This is a genomic window from Cellulomonas endophytica (assembly GCF_004123805.1).
In the GTDB taxonomy this organism is placed as follows: Bacteria; Actinomycetota; Actinomycetes; order Actinomycetales; family Cellulomonadaceae; genus Cellulomonas; species Cellulomonas endophytica.
Window position 1 is genome coordinate 1 of the sequence record NZ_RWJX01000035.1, and the last position, 14,816, is coordinate 14,816.

Sequence of the window (14,816 nt, forward strand, 5' to 3'; positions counted from 1 at the left end):
GGCGCACCGGCGGTGGGACCGGCCCGGGTCCGCGCTGGCCGCGGCGGCCCGCGCGGCGGGGCTCGCGGCGCGCTCCGGGGCCCGCACGCCGGCCCTCGTCGCCGCCACCCACCCCCTGCCCCTCACCGCCCGCGAGCGGGAGGTCGCCGCGCTCGCGGCGTCCGGCCTGAGCAACCGGGCGATCGCCGAGCGCCTGACCGTGTCGGTCCGGACCGTGGAGGGCCACCTCTACCGGGCGGGGCAGAAGCTGCACCTCTCGGACCGGGCGGGCCTCGCGGCCGTGCTGGGCGGGCCGGGCGGACCCGCGTAGCCCGCTACTCGCGCCCCGCCGGCGGCCGGCGCCCAGGCTGGGCACGACCGCGCGGGACGGCCCTGCGGGCGGCAGAGCGGGAGGTACCACGATGAGCGCCACCTACGTCTCCCCCGGCGGGGGCGTCCACCACCGCATGCTCGACGGCGACCACGTCGCCAAGGCGTCCGTCGCCGCCGCGGACGGCGGCTTCGAGCTGTTCGAGGTGCACGCGCCGGCGGGTCCCGCCGCTCCCCTGCACGTGTCGCCCTGGAGCGGCGTGCTCTACGTCCTCGAGGGGACGGTGCAGGTGCAGGTGGACGGCGAGGGGTGCTCCGTGGAGCCGGGCGGGGCCGTGACCCTGCCCGCCGGCGTCCCGTGCACCTTCCGGGTCGAGCGCGGCGCGGCCCGCTTCCTCGCCATCACCACCGGGCTGCGAGCGGGTCGCTTCTTCGCGGAGGCCGCCGCCGCCGCGCCCGCGGGGACACCGCCGGCCGACGCGATGGCCGGGCTGGCCCGCGTCACCGCCCGGCACGGCGTCGCCCTCGTCCTGCTGGCCACGGCGGGCCCCGCGGGGGCGTGACCGGGCCGGTCGTCGCAGCCCCACGGCGTCCTCGCTCCCCGTCCGCGGGCCCGTCCGGGCCTCCGCCCCGGGACGGAGCCGTACGCCCGGCCTGCACCCTTCGGTGCAGGCCGGCCGGTTCGTCCTCCCGCCGCTTCCGGCGCGACCTCCCGCTGACGAGGCTCGAGGTCATGACCACGACACCCCGCACGACCGCACCGGCCGCCGGCCGGGCCGCACCCGACGGGGCACCGGCACGCCGACGAGACCCCCTCGACGTCGTCCGGCGCCACCCGCTCCTGTCCTTCGTCGTGCTGGCGAACGTCCTGAGCTGGCTGGGCTGGACCCCCTACGTGCTCTCGCAGCACGGCCTCGGACTCTGGGACGTCCGCTTCCCCGAGGCCCTCGGCAGCAGCCAGATCCTCGGCGTGCTGCCCGGGGCCTACCTGGGTCCGATCGCCTCGGCCCTCGTCGTCACCGCGATCGCCGACGGACGTCCCGGGCTGCGCCGCTGGGTCGGGCGGATGGCGCGCTGGAGGGTGGCAGGGCGCTGGTACGCCCTCGCGTTGCTCGGCGTGCCGGCGGCCATGCTGCTCACGGGCGCCGTCTTCTCCGGCGGCCGGGTCGGCACGCCGCCCCTGGAGGCCCTGCTCGCCTACGTGCCCGTCCTGCTGCTCCAGGTCGTCACCACGGGTCTGGCCGAGGAGCCGGGCTGGCGCGACTTCGCCCTGCCCCGCCTGCAGGACCGCTTCGGCCCGCTGGCCGGCTCCATGGTGCTCGGGCCGCTGTGGGCGCTGTGGCACATGCCGCTCTTCCTGTCCGACTGGGGCGGCTGGCCCGACGCCGGCTGGGTGCGGCCCGTGGCCTTCACGGTCTTCTGCGTCGCGTTCAACCTCGTCATGACCTGGGTCTTCAACAGCACCGGGCAGAGCCTGCCCCTGGCCGTGCTGGCGCACGTCAGCGTCAACACCTTCGCGTCGGTCATCTGGGGGACGACGTTCCCGACGATCGACGCCGACCGGGCGATGGTCGCGATGGCCACCGGTGCGACGGTCGCCGCCGCCGTGCTCGTGGTCCGGACCCGGGGCCGCCTGGGGTACCCCGGGCCGCGCTGACGGCCGCACCACCACCGGTCGACGAGGGGCGGCGCCGCGGCGTCAGCCCCTCGTCGCGCCGGGCCGACCGGGGCCCGGGTCGCCCGCCCGGCCCGGCTCGTCCGGCACGGCGACCACGCGGTTCTGGTAGGCCCACACCACGGCCTGCAGGCGCGAGGTGACGCCGAGCTTGGGCAGCATCCGCGCCAGGTGCGACTTCACGGTCGAGACCTCGACGACGAGCGCCCGCGCGATGCCCTCGTTCGACAGCCCCTGCGCCAGCAGCCCCAGGATCTCGCGCTCGCGCGGGGTGAGGAGCCCCGCGGCGCGCTCGGCGGTGACGGGCTGGAGGCGCCGCCGCTCGACGAACTCGCGCAGGATGCGCCGCGTCAGCGTCCCGTCGATCGTGCCCTGGCCCGCCGCCACCTGGCGGACCGCCGCGACGATCGCGTCGGGCTCGGAGTCCTTGAGCAGGAACCCCGACGCACCGGCCTCCAGCGCCCCGAACACGTACTCGTCGAGGTCGAAGGTCGTCAGCACGAGCACGGGCACCGCGGGGTCGGCGTCCGGGGCGCACAGCAGCCGGGTCACCTCGATGCCGGTGAGGCCGGGCATCCGGACGTCGAGGCAGGCGACGTCCGGGACGAGCGCGCGGGCCATCGCCAGCGCCTCGTCGCCGTCCGCGGCCACGCCGACCACCTCGAGGTCGTCCTCCGCGCCCAGGAGCGCGGCGAGCCCGACGCGGACGAGGTGCTGGTCGTCGGCGACGAGGACGCGGGTGGTCACGGTGCCTCCGGGGGGTCGGCGAGGAGGGGGTCCTCGCGCTCGGGGCGGTCCGTCTCGACGGGCAGGCCCAGCCGCACCCTCCACCCGCCGTCCGGCGCAGGCCCGTAGGCCAGCTCGCCCCCGACGAGCTGCGCCCGCTCCGCCATGCCGACGAGCCCGAACCCCCCGCGGGCTCCCTCGGCGGCACCGGCCGCACCGGCGGCGGCACCCCGGCCGGCCGGCGGCGGGCCGTTGCGCACGGTGACGAGGAGGCGGTCGGGCGCGGGCAGCGCCACCTCGACGACGCAGGGGGCGCCCGGGGCGTGGGCGGCGGCGTTCGCGAGCGCCTCCTGCACCATGCGGTGGGCGACGAGCTGGGCGAGCGGCCCGACGAGGTCGGCGGCCGGGCCTGCCGGCGGGTCGGTGACGAGGACGACGTCGGCACCGGCCTCGCGGCGGCGCCGCACGAGCGCCTCGAGCGCGGCGAGCGTCTCCACCGGTCGGCCCCCGTCCCCGTCCTCGCGCAGCAGCCCGACGAGCCGCCGCAGGTCGTCCAGGACGGAGCGGCTCTGCTCCCGCACGAGCCGCGCCGACGCACGGGCGGCGTCCGGGTCGGTCGCCACCTGCCGCTCGACGGCCCCGGCCAGCAGCGCGATGCCCGACAGGTGGTGGGCCGCGATGTCGTGCAGCTCGCGCGACATCGCGGTGCGCTCCCGGGCGGCCGCCGCCGCCAGCAGGGCGTCCTGCTCGCGGCGCACCGCGGCCACCTCCTGCCGCCGGGCCCGCTCGGCCTGGCGGCGTGCGGCGACGAGCGACCCCAGCAGGAGCGGCAGCCCCACCACGACGAGCGCCTGCCCCGTGCCCGCGACCGCGGCGGTCCCCGGCCCGACGCCCGTCCCCGCCCGCAGCTCCGCGACCGCCTGCCCGACCGCGACGAGGAGCGCCGTGACGACCAGGGCCGCGCGCAGCCGCGCCGGCGGGTGGTGCACGGCGGCCAGGTGGACCGCGACGAGCACCGCGACGGCGGTGAGCGTCGACGCCGCGGACGGCCCCACCAGCGCGAGGACGAGGGGCACTGCCGCGACGGCCGGCAGGAGGCGCCCCGGGTGCCGCGCCACCTCCGCCACGGCGGCGGCCTGCGCCACGAGCACCACGGCCGCCGTCCACCACGCGCCGGTCGCGGGGCCGGGGACGGCGCCGAGGGACGCGTCGCGCGCCGCGGCGGCGGGCAGCACCGCCAGCAGCGTCACCGCGAGCGCGCCGCACGCGAGCGCGGCCCGGGGGTGCCGGGGGACGACGCCCTCGTCCAGGGCCGGGCGCGGGGACAGGGCCGGACGCCGGTACGGGGTCGGACGCCGGGACGGGGTCGGACGCCGGGACGGGGTCGGGCGCTGGGACAGGGTCGGCCTCCGCTCGGGGCGCTGGGGTCCGCGGCGTCCGCCCGCCGCTTCCGTCTCCGGGCACGGGTGCCCGGCGACGCCCATCATGGCCGACCGCCGCGCGGGCCCCCGGCCCGGTCCGCCCCCGCGGGACCCGGTCAGAGGGTCACGACGACCTTGCCGCGCGTCCGGCCGGCCGCGACGTGCGCGTGCGCCTGCGCGATCCGCTCCAGCGGGTAGACCGCCTCCACGCGCGGGGTGTACGCGCCCGTGGCGCCGAGCGCGGCCGCGGCCGGCAGGTGCGCCGCGGCGTCCGCGCCGCCCTGCACCATCGTGACGCCGTGCGCCGCGGCGTCGGACGAGGCCACGGTCGAGACCCGCGACGGGTCCCCGACGAGCGCCACGAGGTCCGCCAGCGATCCCGACCCGGCGGTGTCGAACGCCGCGTCGACACCCTGCGGGGCCACCGCGGCGACCCGCTCGGCCAGCCCATGGCCGTAGGTGACGGGCACCGCGCCGAGCGAGCGGACGAAGGCGTGCCCGGCCTCGCTCGCCGTCCCGACCACGGTCGCCCCGCGGGCCACGGCGATCTCGACGGCGGCCGACCCCACACCGCCGCCGGCGCCCTCGACGAGGAGGGTGCGCCCGGCGAGGTCGCCGAGCACGGCGAGGCCGGCGAGCGCCGTCGCGGACACCAGCCCGGCCGCGGCCGCCTGCTCCGTCGACCACGCGGCCGGCACCGCGGCCCAGGCCGTGAGCACCGCGAGCTCGGCGGCGCCGCCCCGGGCCAGCCCGAACACCGTGTCCCCCACCGACACGCCCGTCACGCCCTCGCCCACCTCGTCGACGACGCCGGTCGCGTCGCTGCCGGGGACGACGGGGAAGGTCACGCGCACGACCGCCGCGAGCCGCCCGGCGCGGACCTTCACGTCGAACGGGTTGACGCTCGTCGCGGCGACCCGGACCCGGACCTGCCCCGGGCCCGCGTGCGGCTCCGGGGCCTCCTCCACCACGAGGACGTCCGGGTCGCCGTACTCGTGGAACCGGGCTGCGCGCACAGGGACCTCCTCGTCGGCCCCGCCGACCGGGGCGGTCGTCGGACCGGGGGACCATCGTGCACCGCAGGGGCTCCCGAGCACTGCTGAGGTACCCCGGCAGGGCGTCCCAGCGGGGCGGCCCGGCTCCTACCGTGGGAGGCGTGGACGACAGGGGCGAGATCCGGGACTTCCTCACGACCCGGCGGGCGCGGCTCACGCCCGAGGCGGTGGGGCTCCCCGCCGTCGGCGAGCGGCGCGTGCCCGGCCTGCGCCGCGGCGAGGTGGCGACGCTCGCGGGGCTGAGCGTGGAGTACTACGCGCGGCTGGAGCGCGGGGCGCTCGGCAGCGCCTCCCCGTCGGTGCTCGAGGCGCTCGCGCGGGCCCTGCGGCTCGACGACGCCGAGCGCAGCCACCTGTTCCACCTCGCGCGCGCCGCGGGCGGGTCGGCGGGCGGCGCGCGGCCGCGGCGGCGGGCACCCCGCGCGTGGAGCCCGCCCCCCACCCTGCAGTGGGTCCTCGACGCCGTCACCGGCGGGCCGGCGATCGTCCGCAACGGGCGCATGGAGCTCCTCGCCGCGAACGCGCTGGGCCGCGCCATGCACGCGCCCCTGTACGCGCGGGCGGCGGACGGGCGGCCCAGCTTCGCCCGGTACACGTTCCTGGACGAGGACGCCCGCCGCTTCTACCCCGACTGGGAGGAGGCCGCCGACATCTGCGTCGCCATCCTCCACACGGAGGCCGGCCGTGACCCGCACGACCGGCTGCTGCACGACCTCGTCGGGGAGCTGTCGACGCGCAGCCCGGAGTTCCGCCGGCGCTGGAGCCGCCACGACGTCCGGATCCACGGCTCGGGCACGAAGCGGTACCACCACGAGGCGGTCGGCGAGCTCGTGCTGGCCTACGAGAGCGTCGACCTGCTGTCGGAGGCCGGGCTGACCCTCACGCTCTACGCGGCCGAGCCGGGCTCGCCGACGGCCGGCGCGCTGGCCCTGCTGGCGTCGTGGTGGGCGACCGAGGGCGCGGACGCGTCGGTGCCGGCCCCCGCCTGACCGCTCGGGACCCGGCCGGCGTCAGCGGTCGCAGGCGCAGGTCTCGTTGATCTCGACGACCGTGTCCCCGTCCTCGGGGCGGGCCCAGGCCTCCGCCTCCGCCCGGTCGGCGAACGAGCGCGGCGCCAGGCGCCCGTTGGCCAGCAGCACCGTCACCTCGATGCGCTCGCGCGGGTCGACCCACCCCGCCGCCACGTCCGGCGTCGTCGTCATCGCACCCCTCCTCGACGGCGGGCGGCCCGGTGCCGACCCCGTCCTCCCGCGACCGTAGCCCCCGCGCGCCGCGGCGTCAGGCCCCGGCCGCCGCGAGCAGCGCGTGCGCGCGGGACCCGGTGGGCACGACGAGCTCGGCCGACCCGCCCCCGGCGCGCCACGCGACGACCGTCACCGCCGGGTAGAGCGGGTGCGGCTGCACGTCGGTCCCCGCGAGCGCGTGCAGCGGCAGCACGAACCGCGCCACGGAGTGCACGGGGTGGCGGCCGCGCAGGAGCCACGCGTGCCGGGCCACCACCTCGAGCGCCGTGTCGTCGCCCGCCAGCACCGCACCGTGCAGCGTCATCGGCTGCAGGAGGTGCCCCAGCCGGTGGGCCGTGCCCGCCGGCCCGAAGGCGTCCGGCACGAGGGGCACGCGCCCGTGCAGGGCCCAGGGCACGAGGTCACCGTGGTGGCGCAGCAGGTCGCGCGCCCCGCTCACCAGGGCCTGGTCGTCGCGGCCGAGGCGCAGGGCCGGAACAGGGCCCCCGGCCCGGGCGGCGTGCAGCAGGGCCCAGCCGGCGGCGCTCGGGGACCGGTGGGAGGCCGCCGCGCGCACCTCGTCGACGAGCCGCGTCACCGCGGCCCGGGCCGCGCCGTTGTAGCGCACGACGACCGTGCGACCCCCGGTGGCGTGCACGGAGAGCGTGCCGTCGAGCAGGCTCACGACGTCACCCGTCGCGACGACCTCGTCGAGCGGCAGGACCTGGACGGTGTAGCCGCCCGGCCCCGGGGCACCGCGCCGGCGGACCGGCGTGCCGTCGTGGCGGGAGAGGACCGTCAGGCGCTCGTCGTCGACGGCGAGCAGGTGGTCGTACAGGTCCATGCCGACGTGGGCGTCCCGACGGGCGATGCCGCGCGGCACCTTGAGGACGAGCCGCGCGGCGGCCGGGTCGAGCCCGTGGTCGCGGAAGAGGCGGGGCACCTGCGCCGCCGTGCGCACCTCGTCGACCCACGGCCCGAACCGGTCGTACTCCTCGACGTCCTCGCGCGTGCTGCCCGCCACCGTCGTCCCCTGCCCCTGCCGCCGGTCGCCGGGCGTGCGGCCCGGCGACCGGGGCAGCGTACGTCCGCCGCACCTAGGAGCGGCGGTCCATCGCGGACAGGACCACGTCGTGCACGTCCGTCGAGCGCTGGGCGCGCGCGAGGCGCTCCGCCCCCGGGCCCTCGGCCGTCAGCGGCGTCGCCGCGCCCGTGTGGCCCGAGGTCGTCCAGTCGACGACGAACTCCAGGTCGCTGCCGGCGACCGGGAACGGCCCGTCCTCCAGGCTCTGGAGCACCTCCGCGCTCGTGCTGGCCGGGTCGCCCGTCTCGTCGTCGGGGTCGACGTTCTCGACCTGCATGCCGCCGGTCTCGTGGTCGCCCACCACCACGACGAGCGTCCCGCGGTGCGTCGCGGCGAAGTCGCGGACCAGCGCGACCGTCTCGTCGAAGGCCTGCGCCGCCTGGATCGTGCGGGCGGCGTTGTTGTTGTGCGCGAACTCGTCGACGGCCTCCTCCTCCACGACGAGGAAGAACCCGTGCCGGTCCTGCTCCAGCACCTCCAGCGCCTTCTCCGTCATCGTGCGCAGCGGCACGACGGGGGCGTACTCGTCGCCCTGCCCCTCCGGCTCCTGCTCGAACATCTCCTCGTTCGCGAACAGGCCGAGGATGCGGTCCGCGTCGGTGGCCGCGAGCTCCTCGGGGGTGCTGACGTAGTCGTAGCCGACCTCCTCCGCGCGCTCGACGAGGTTGCCGATGGTGCTCGAGCTGACCTCCGGCCGGCGGTCCTCGGGGTCGTCGGGGTAGGCGCCCTCGTCGCCCACGGGGTACCACCAGTCCTCGCCACCGCCGAGGATGACGTCCGGCTGCGACTCCTCGACGAGCTGCCGCGCGATCTCCGTCTGGTCGCCGCGGTCGGGCACGTGCGCCCCGAACGCCGCCGGGGTCGCGTCCGTGACCTGCGCCGTCGTCACGAGCCCCGTCGCCTTGCGCAGCCCCTTCGCCGCCTCGAGCAGCGTCGGCAGCCTCTGGCCGTCGAGCCCCACCGACACCGCGCCGTTGTACGTGCGCACGCCCGTGGCGAAGGCCGTGGCCGACGCGGCCGAGTCCGTGACCGCCTCCTCGGGGTCGGCCGAGTCCGTCGAGGCCCAGCCGGCGTACCGCAGCTGGTCCATCTCCAGCTGCCCGTCCTTGCCCACGGTGGCCAGCCGCGTGGCCTCGCGGGCGGCGATGCTCAGGCCGTCGCCCACGAGGAAGATGACGTTCCGGGCCGTCGCGGACCGTCCCCGGTCGCGGTGGTCCGTCGCGTCGTCGGTCGCCACCCCCGCGGCCGCCAGCCCGACGGCCAGCGCGGCCGTCGCCGTCGTCCCCAGGAGCATCCGTCGGTCGAACCTCGTCATGATCAGCACCCTTCGGTCGAACCTCGTCGTCCACCGTGGCCGCGGGGCGTCGTCGCCCGCGCGTGGGGCCAGGATGCTCCCTCCGCGGGAGCGCGGCCACAGCACGGCCGCGGGCGGCGACGACCTCGGGCGCGAGGCCGTCATCCGGCGGCCCGGGACGTCGCCAGGACCGCCGCACGACGGCCTCGTCGTCCTCCGCGTGGTCCGGCGGGCGCCGGGGCGCCCGCCGTGGCCGCCGACGTGCGCCCGTCAGCGCGGGGCGGGAGCGGTGACCGTCAGCACGCGGCCCGCCGGCCCCTCCTGCTCCAGCGCGTCCGCCTCGGCGCGGGCGACCTGGCGGCGCGAGACCCGCATCGTCGGCGCGCGGTCCTCGGGGTCGACCGCGGCCGGCTCCCGGCTCGGCCCGTCGTGCAGGACGGTCGGCCGCACGATCGTCCAGTCCAGCCCGCTCCCCCGCACGAGGCGCTCCTGGCGCTCGTGGTCGTCGACCTGCGGGCGGATGGCCAGGCTGAAGAACGCCTTGAGCGCGAACGGCAGCCGGGCGTAGGTGTCGCCGATCCCGTACGTCGACTGCACGAGCAGACGCCGCACGCCGTGGGCGCGCATCGCGTCGACGACGCCCTGCGTCCCGCGCGACCGCACGTCCAGCGGGGCGCTCGCGCGCCGGGTCAGCCGGACCCGGAACGGGTTGTCCGGGATGCCCAGCGTCACCGCGACGGCGTCCTGGCCCACCATCGCCGCGTCGAGGGCGGCCCGGTCCAGGACGTCGCCCGCGACGGCGCGCACGCTCCCCCCGCCGCCGGAAGGCCTCCGCGCGAAGGCGGTCACCGTGTGCCCGCGCTCCGCCAGCTCCGCGACCAGCTCCGCCCCGGTCCCCCGGCTCGCACCCACCACCAGCACCTTCATGGCTCCTCCTCCGCTCGTGCCCGGTCGTCCGGGTCGCCTCCAGCCTGCGGCCGTGGAGCAGGACGATCAATGCTGCATCGACCGGCCCTCTTGCTCGTGCGTCCAGCCCGCGCGAGGATCAGGGGGTGGACCGCGACGTGCTCAGCGAGACCCTGGGCGACTTCGGCATGACCGGCGTCTTCTACGCCGCCTCCGACCTGTCGGCGCCCTGGGGGCTGGCCATCCCCCCGCTGCCCGGCACGGTCGTGTTCCACCTCGTGACCGAGGGGGCGCTCGTGGTCGACGTCGACGGCCAGACGACGCCCGTGGCCGCCGGCGAGGTCGTGCTCGTCCCGCACGGGACGGGGCACGCCGTGCTCGACGCCCCCGGGAGCCGGGCCGTCCCCCTGTTCGACCTGCCCCGCGTCGAGGCGGGCGACCGCTACGAGCGGCTCGAGGTCCCCGGCCCCGGACCACGGACGCGGCTCGTCTGCGGGGCGGTGAGCTTCACCGGGCTGGGCGTCGCCCGCCTCGTCCGCAGCCTGCCGCCGGTGCTCCGCGCCGGGACGGGCGACGACGCGGCGTGGGTGCGCGCCGCGTTCGAGGTCATCGGCGCGGAGTCCCGCCACCCGCGCCCGGGCGGCGACGTGGTCACGGCCCGCCTGGCCGACGTCCTCGTCGTCCAGGTCGTGCGGGCATGGCTGGAGTCCGACGCGCCCGGGCGCGGCTGGGTGGCCGGCCTGCGCGACCCGCACCTGGGCCGGGCCCTGGCCGCGGTGCACGCCGACCCCGGCGCGCCCTGGACGCTGGAGTCCCTGGCCCGCGAGGCCGGCCTGTCCCGCTCCGCCTTCGCCGAGCGGTTCCGCGACCGCCTCGACGAGCCGCCCATGGCGTACGTGACGACATGGCGGATGGAGGTCGCGGCCCGGCTCCTCCGTGCCGAGGACCTGCCCCTGGCGCGGGTGGCCGAGCGCGTGGGCTACCGGTCCGAGGCCGCCTTCCACCGGGCGTTCCGCCGCGCGCACGGCGTGGCCCCCGGGGCCTTCGCCCGCCGCCGCACCTCGCCGCTCGACGAGGCCGTGGCCCTGCTGGCGCTCTCGTAGGCGCCGGTGCGCCGCGACCGGCCACGCGCTGGCCTGAGGCGACGGCCACGGACCCGGCGGGCCGCAGGCGCGCGGCGCCGCCCGCGAGCGCCGACGATGGGCGGGTGACCTCCGTGCCGGGCCCCCGACGCCGGTGGCTCTTCGCCGACCAGCTCGGACCGCACTTCCTCGACCACCCCGACCAGCCCGTGCTGCTCGTGGAGTCGCGCGGCGTGTTCCGGCGCCGGCGCTTCCACCGGCAGAAGGCGCACCTCGTGCTCTCGGCGCTGCGGCACCGCGCCGCCGAGCTCGGCGACCGGGCCCTCGTCGTGCGCGCCGACACCTACCGCGAGGCGCTCGCCCGCGTCGACGAGCCGCTGGACGTGTGCGCGCCGACCTCGCGCGGCGCGCTGACCTTCGTCGAGCGGCAGCCCGGGCTGGAGGTGCTGCCGCACCGGGGGTTCGTCACCGCGCGGCCCGACTTCGAGCGCTGGGCCGGCGGCCAGCGCGGCGGGCTGCTCATGGAGAACTTCTACCGGACCGCGCGGCGCGTGCACGGCGTCCTCATGGACGGCGACGGGCCCGCGGGCGGCCGGTGGAACCTCGACCACGAGAACCGCGAGCCGCCGCCCCGCACCGCGCGGCTCGACGTCCCGGGGCCGTGGCTGCCGCAGGAGGACGAGATCGACGAGGGGGTGCGGCGCGACCTCGACCGCTGGGAGGCCGACGGCGACGTCCGCTTCGTCGGCCGGGACGGGCCCCGGCGTTTCGCCGTGACCCGCGCGGAGGCGGTGGCGGCGCTGGACACGTTCGTCGAGCACCGCCTGCCGACGTTCGGGCGGTACGAGGACGCCATGCTGGCCGCCGACCCGTGGATGTCGCACTCGGTGCTCTCCGCGGCGATGAACCTGGGCCTGGTCGACCCGCGCGAGGCCGTGGACCGCGCCGAGGACGCCTACCGCTCGGGTCGCGCGCCGCTCGCCTCGGTGGAGGGGTACGTCCGCCAGCTCATGGGCTGGCGCGACTACGTCTGGCACGTGTACTGGCACGTCGGGCCGGACTACAAGCATAAGAACGCCCTCGAGGCCCGCACCCCGCTGCCCGCCTGGTTCCGCGAGCTCGACGCCGACGCGGTCGAGGCGCGCTGCCTGGGCGACGTGCTCGGCCAGGTGCGCGACATGGCCTGGGTCCACCACATCCCGCGGCTGATGGTCCTGGGCAACTGGGCTCTCCAGCGCGGCTACGACCCGGCCGAGCTCACCGACTGGTTCCACGAGTGCTTCGTCGACGGCTACGAGTGGGTCATGGCGCCCAACGTCGTCGGCATGAGCCAGCACGCCGACGGCGGCCTCATGGCGACGAAGCCCTACGCCTCGGGCGGCGCCTACATCCACCGCATGTCCGACTACTGCGGCGGCTGCCGGTACCGGCCGGACGTGCGCGTCGGGGAGGACGCCTGCCCCTACAGCGCGGGCTACTGGTGGTTCCTCGACCGCAACCGCGAGCGGCTCGCCCCGAACCGCCGCATGGCGCAGCCCCTCGCCGGGCTGGGCCGGCTCCGGGACCGCGAGGCCGTCGTCGAGCAGGAGCAGCAGCGCGGTGCGGCGCCGCCCTGACCGGGCCGGCCGCGGCTCCGACCGGGGCGACGCCGCACGCGCCACCCGCTCCACCCGCGCGTCGGCGGCCGGGGCCTGCGCCCCCCTCAGTCCAGCCGCAGGTGGCCGGCCGGGATGCGGTCGGCACGCGCCAGGTCGTCCTCGAAGTCGACCTCGACGACGTCGAACATGGACACGTCCACCGGCAGCACCCGCATGCCCCGGCGCGCGATCGCCGTCTCCAGGGCCCGCTCGAAGTAGTCGGTGCGGTCGCAGGCCCGCAGCTCCTCGACGAGCACGGCCTTGTCCGCCGCGCTGACGTAGTTGATGCCCACCGCCTCGCCGAGGCCGTCGCGGACCGTCTTGGACAGCTCGCACACGTACCCGGCGGCATCGACGGTGTACTTGACCTCCTCGTCGCCGACGGCCTCGGTGTTCACGCAGACGAACGTCTCGTCGCGCTCGAGCCACGGCTGCACGTGCCGCAGGGCCCGGGGGTCGAAGACGACGTCGCCGTTCATCCACAGCACCCCGCCGGGAGGGGAGGTCTCGAGCGCGCGGAGCAGGCTCTTCGAGGTGTTCGTGGCGTCGAAGAGCTCGTTGTACGCGAAGCGCACGTCCGGGTGCGCCTGCATGATCACGGTGGCCTGGTGGCCGACGACGACCGTGACCCGGACGGCGGGACCCAGCGCGGACCGCAGGTTGTCGAGCTGCTGGCGCATGATCGTGCGCCCGTCGCGGAGCAGGGTCTGCGACTTCGGCAGCGACCGCGCCAAGCGGGTACCGAGGCCCGCGGCCAGGACGACGGCCTGCAGGTCGCGCGACGGGCTCATGCTCGCACCGCCGTCGCGGCCAGCACGAGGTCGAGGACCCGGTCGGCGGCGTGCCCGTCCTCGGCGGGGCAGAAGCGGGCCCGGAACGCCGCGTAGCGGTCGACGGAATCCGCCCGCACCCCGTCGAGGTCGGCGAGGGCGTCGAGGACCTGGTCGGCCGTCCTCAGCACCGGGCCCGGCGCGATCTCGTGCAGGTCGAAGTAGAAGCCCCGCAGCCTGTCGCGGTAGTGCTCGAGGTCGTGCGCGAAGAGCAGGATCGGGCGGCCGGTGAGGGCGAAGTCGAACATCGCCGAGGAGTAGTCCGTCACCAGCACGTCGGCGGCGAGGTACAGGTCGTTGATGTCGGGGTGGTCCGACACGTCCACCACGCCGGAGAGGTCGCGGCCGCGCTGGGCGTCGGGGACCAGGTGGTGCAGCCGCAGCAGCAGCACGTGGCCCTCCCCCAGACGCTCCCCGAAGCGCTCCGCGTCGAGGGCGAGCCGGAACCCCAGCGCGTCGTCCACGCGCTCGTCGTCGCGCCAGGTCGGCGCGTAGAGGACGGCGACCTGCCCGTCCTCGATCCCCAGGGCGGCGCGCACGGCGGCGCGACGTGCGGGGGCGTCGGGGGCGAGCAGCGCGTCGTTGCGCGGGTACCCCGTCACCGGCACGTCGCCGGTGAACCGGAACGCGGCCCGCAGCGGGACGGCGCCCGCGTCGCTCGGCCCGACGAGGACGTCCCAGCGGGTGATGTCGTCGTCGAGGCGGGACAGCAGGTCCTCGGGGCTGAAGAGCGAGAGGGCGTCGCGGTGGATGCGCTTGAGGGGCGTCCCGTGCCACGTCTGCACGTACGTCGTACCCGGACGCTTGTCCCACGCCGGCAGGTGGTTGTCGGCCACGACGACGTCGGCCCCCTCGAGGGCGGCCAGCGCCTCAGGGGTGCGGATCGGCACGGTCGCGGTGCCGGCCGGGAAGTCGTCGGCGTACCGCGCGTCGGCCAGCCAGACGTGCTCGGCGCCGAGCGTCGGGCGCGAGAGCGCGCGCTGGTGCAGGGCGCGCGGGTTGTCGCGGTACCGCCCCCCGTAGCTGTAGTAGACGATCTTCACGCTCTTCTTCCTGTGGGCGAAACGGGCGCGACGTGGCGACCCCTGGCTGAAGTGTGCCCTCCACGCGGCCCCGCCGACGACGAGGGCGCCTCCGGAGCCGCCCGACGCCCAGGATGCGGGCCGCGACGGGCTCCCCCGACACCCGGCCGTCCCCGGGTGCCGTCCCCGGCCGGGGCCCCGTCGACGGGTGCGCGTGCACGCACGAAGGCCCGTCCCCGGCGGGGACGGGCCTTCGTGGGGCCCTCACGCGATGCTGCTGCCTCGCAGGAGGACCAGGGGTGGAGGTGGCGGGAATCGAACCTGCCCGGCGACGACTGGAGAGCCGGCTCCAACGCCGTGACCTGCTTCTCGGCCCAGGGCTGTCGGCCCGTTCTACTGTCGATGAGGGCGTTGCGTTGACGCCGTCAACAGGCTCGAGCGGCCGGCGAAGTCGACTCTCCATCTCTGCGTCAGAACCTCGAGTGCCCAGAACTGACCTTATGTCAAATGGGGCGTCCGGTGGTGCATCAGCTGCACGATCAGGCCTGTCCC

General features: G+C 77.2%; 14 protein-coding genes and 1 pseudogene. 6 read left to right on the forward strand and 9 right to left on the reverse strand.

All coding sequences use genetic code 11. The features are described from left to right. From EJA20_RS11265 to EJA20_RS11275, 3 genes are all read left to right on the forward strand, one after another. On the forward strand, positions 1 to 310 hold a 310-nt coding region (locus EJA20_RS11265), incomplete at its 5' end, for a helix-turn-helix domain-containing protein (RefSeq protein ID WP_164983948.1). Positions 311 to 401: 91 nt separating this feature from the next. After that, positions 402 to 872 (forward strand): cupin domain-containing protein, encoded by a 471-nt coding sequence (locus tag EJA20_RS11270; protein WP_129338251.1) that lies wholly within the window; start codon positions 402 to 404, stop codon positions 870 to 872. 170 nt (positions 873 to 1,042) lie between these two features. Then, positions 1,043 to 1,966 carry a type II CAAX endopeptidase family protein gene (locus tag EJA20_RS11275; RefSeq protein WP_129338252.1) on the forward strand — a complete coding sequence of 308 codons (924 nt, stop codon included), beginning with the start codon at positions 1,043 to 1,045 and terminating at the stop codon, positions 1,964 to 1,966. Between the two features lie 42 nt (positions 1,967 to 2,008). Here EJA20_RS11275 and EJA20_RS11280 read toward each other — a convergent pair whose 3' ends face one another. From EJA20_RS11280 to EJA20_RS11290, 3 genes are all read right to left on the reverse strand, one after another. Then, complete coding sequence (locus EJA20_RS11280; protein WP_129338253.1) at positions 2,009 to 2,731, reverse strand: response regulator; 723 nt, start codon at positions 2,729 to 2,731, stop codon at positions 2,009 to 2,011. Further along, on the reverse strand, positions 2,728 to 3,960 hold the full coding sequence (locus tag EJA20_RS11285) for a sensor histidine kinase (protein ID WP_129338254.1): 1,233 nt from the start codon (positions 3,958 to 3,960) through the stop codon (positions 2,728 to 2,730). Before EJA20_RS11285 ends, EJA20_RS11280 begins: the two co-directional genes overlap by 4 nt. A gap of 287 nt (positions 3,961 to 4,247) precedes the next feature. Beyond that, a complete protein-coding gene (locus EJA20_RS11290) occupies positions 4,248 to 5,147 on the reverse strand; it encodes an NADP-dependent oxidoreductase (protein WP_129338255.1) in 900 nt (299 codons plus the stop codon). Between the two features lie 140 nt (positions 5,148 to 5,287). On the opposite strand from EJA20_RS11290, the gene EJA20_RS11295 reads away from it, so the two are divergent. Then, positions 5,288 to 6,175, forward strand: coding sequence for a helix-turn-helix transcriptional regulator (locus EJA20_RS11295; protein WP_129338256.1), 888 nt, complete (start codon positions 5,288 to 5,290; stop codon positions 6,173 to 6,175). A 21-nt stretch (positions 6,176 to 6,196) separates the two neighbouring features. Here the strand turns inward: EJA20_RS11295 and EJA20_RS11300 are convergent, their stop codons facing one another. The 4 genes from EJA20_RS11300 to EJA20_RS11315 all read right to left on the reverse strand — a co-directional run bounded on the left by EJA20_RS11300 (position 6,197) and on the right by EJA20_RS11315 (position 9,714). Beyond that, positions 6,197 to 6,388 (reverse strand): hypothetical protein, encoded by a 192-nt coding sequence (locus tag EJA20_RS11300; protein WP_129338257.1) that lies wholly within the window; start codon positions 6,386 to 6,388, stop codon positions 6,197 to 6,199. Positions 6,389 to 6,464: 76 nt separating this feature from the next. Beyond that, positions 6,465 to 7,433, reverse strand: coding sequence for a hypothetical protein (locus tag EJA20_RS11305; RefSeq protein ID WP_129338258.1), 969 nt, complete (start codon positions 7,431 to 7,433; stop codon positions 6,465 to 6,467). 73 nt (positions 7,434 to 7,506) lie between these two features. Further along, complete coding sequence (locus EJA20_RS11310) at positions 7,507 to 8,808, reverse strand: alkaline phosphatase (RefSeq protein WP_240675398.1); 1,302 nt, start codon at positions 8,806 to 8,808, stop codon at positions 7,507 to 7,509. Positions 8,809 to 9,057: 249 nt separating this feature from the next. Continuing rightward, entirely contained in the window at positions 9,058 to 9,714 is a 657-nt protein-coding gene (locus tag EJA20_RS11315; RefSeq protein ID WP_129338259.1) for an NAD(P)-dependent oxidoreductase, read from the reverse strand. Between the two features lie 125 nt (positions 9,715 to 9,839). Between EJA20_RS11315 and EJA20_RS11320 the strand changes: the two genes are divergently transcribed. Together EJA20_RS11320 and EJA20_RS11325 are read left to right on the forward strand one after the other, a co-directional pair. After that, positions 9,840 to 10,796: an AraC family transcriptional regulator gene (locus EJA20_RS11320; RefSeq protein ID WP_129338260.1), complete on the forward strand. Its 957-nt coding sequence runs from the start codon at positions 9,840 to 9,842 to the stop codon at positions 10,794 to 10,796. 104 nt (positions 10,797 to 10,900) lie between these two features. Continuing rightward, positions 10,901 to 12,391 carry a cryptochrome/photolyase family protein gene (locus EJA20_RS11325; RefSeq protein WP_240675399.1) on the forward strand — a complete coding sequence of 497 codons (1,491 nt, stop codon included), beginning with the start codon at positions 10,901 to 10,903 and terminating at the stop codon, positions 12,389 to 12,391. Positions 12,392 to 12,477: 86 nt separating this feature from the next. Here the strand turns inward: EJA20_RS11325 and EJA20_RS11330 are convergent, their stop codons facing one another. Together EJA20_RS11330 and EJA20_RS11335 are read right to left on the reverse strand one after the other, a co-directional pair. Continuing rightward, on the reverse strand, positions 12,478 to 13,203 hold the full coding sequence (locus EJA20_RS11330; RefSeq protein ID WP_129338261.1) for a phosphocholine cytidylyltransferase family protein: 726 nt from the start codon (positions 13,201 to 13,203) through the stop codon (positions 12,478 to 12,480). Then, a pseudogene (locus EJA20_RS11335) lies at positions 13,200 to 14,294 on the reverse strand (CDP-glycerol glycerophosphotransferase family protein); the annotation flags it as partial. The pseudogene EJA20_RS11335 and the gene EJA20_RS11330, both read right to left, overlap by 4 nt. Positions 14,295 to 14,816: the final 522 nt, after the last annotated feature.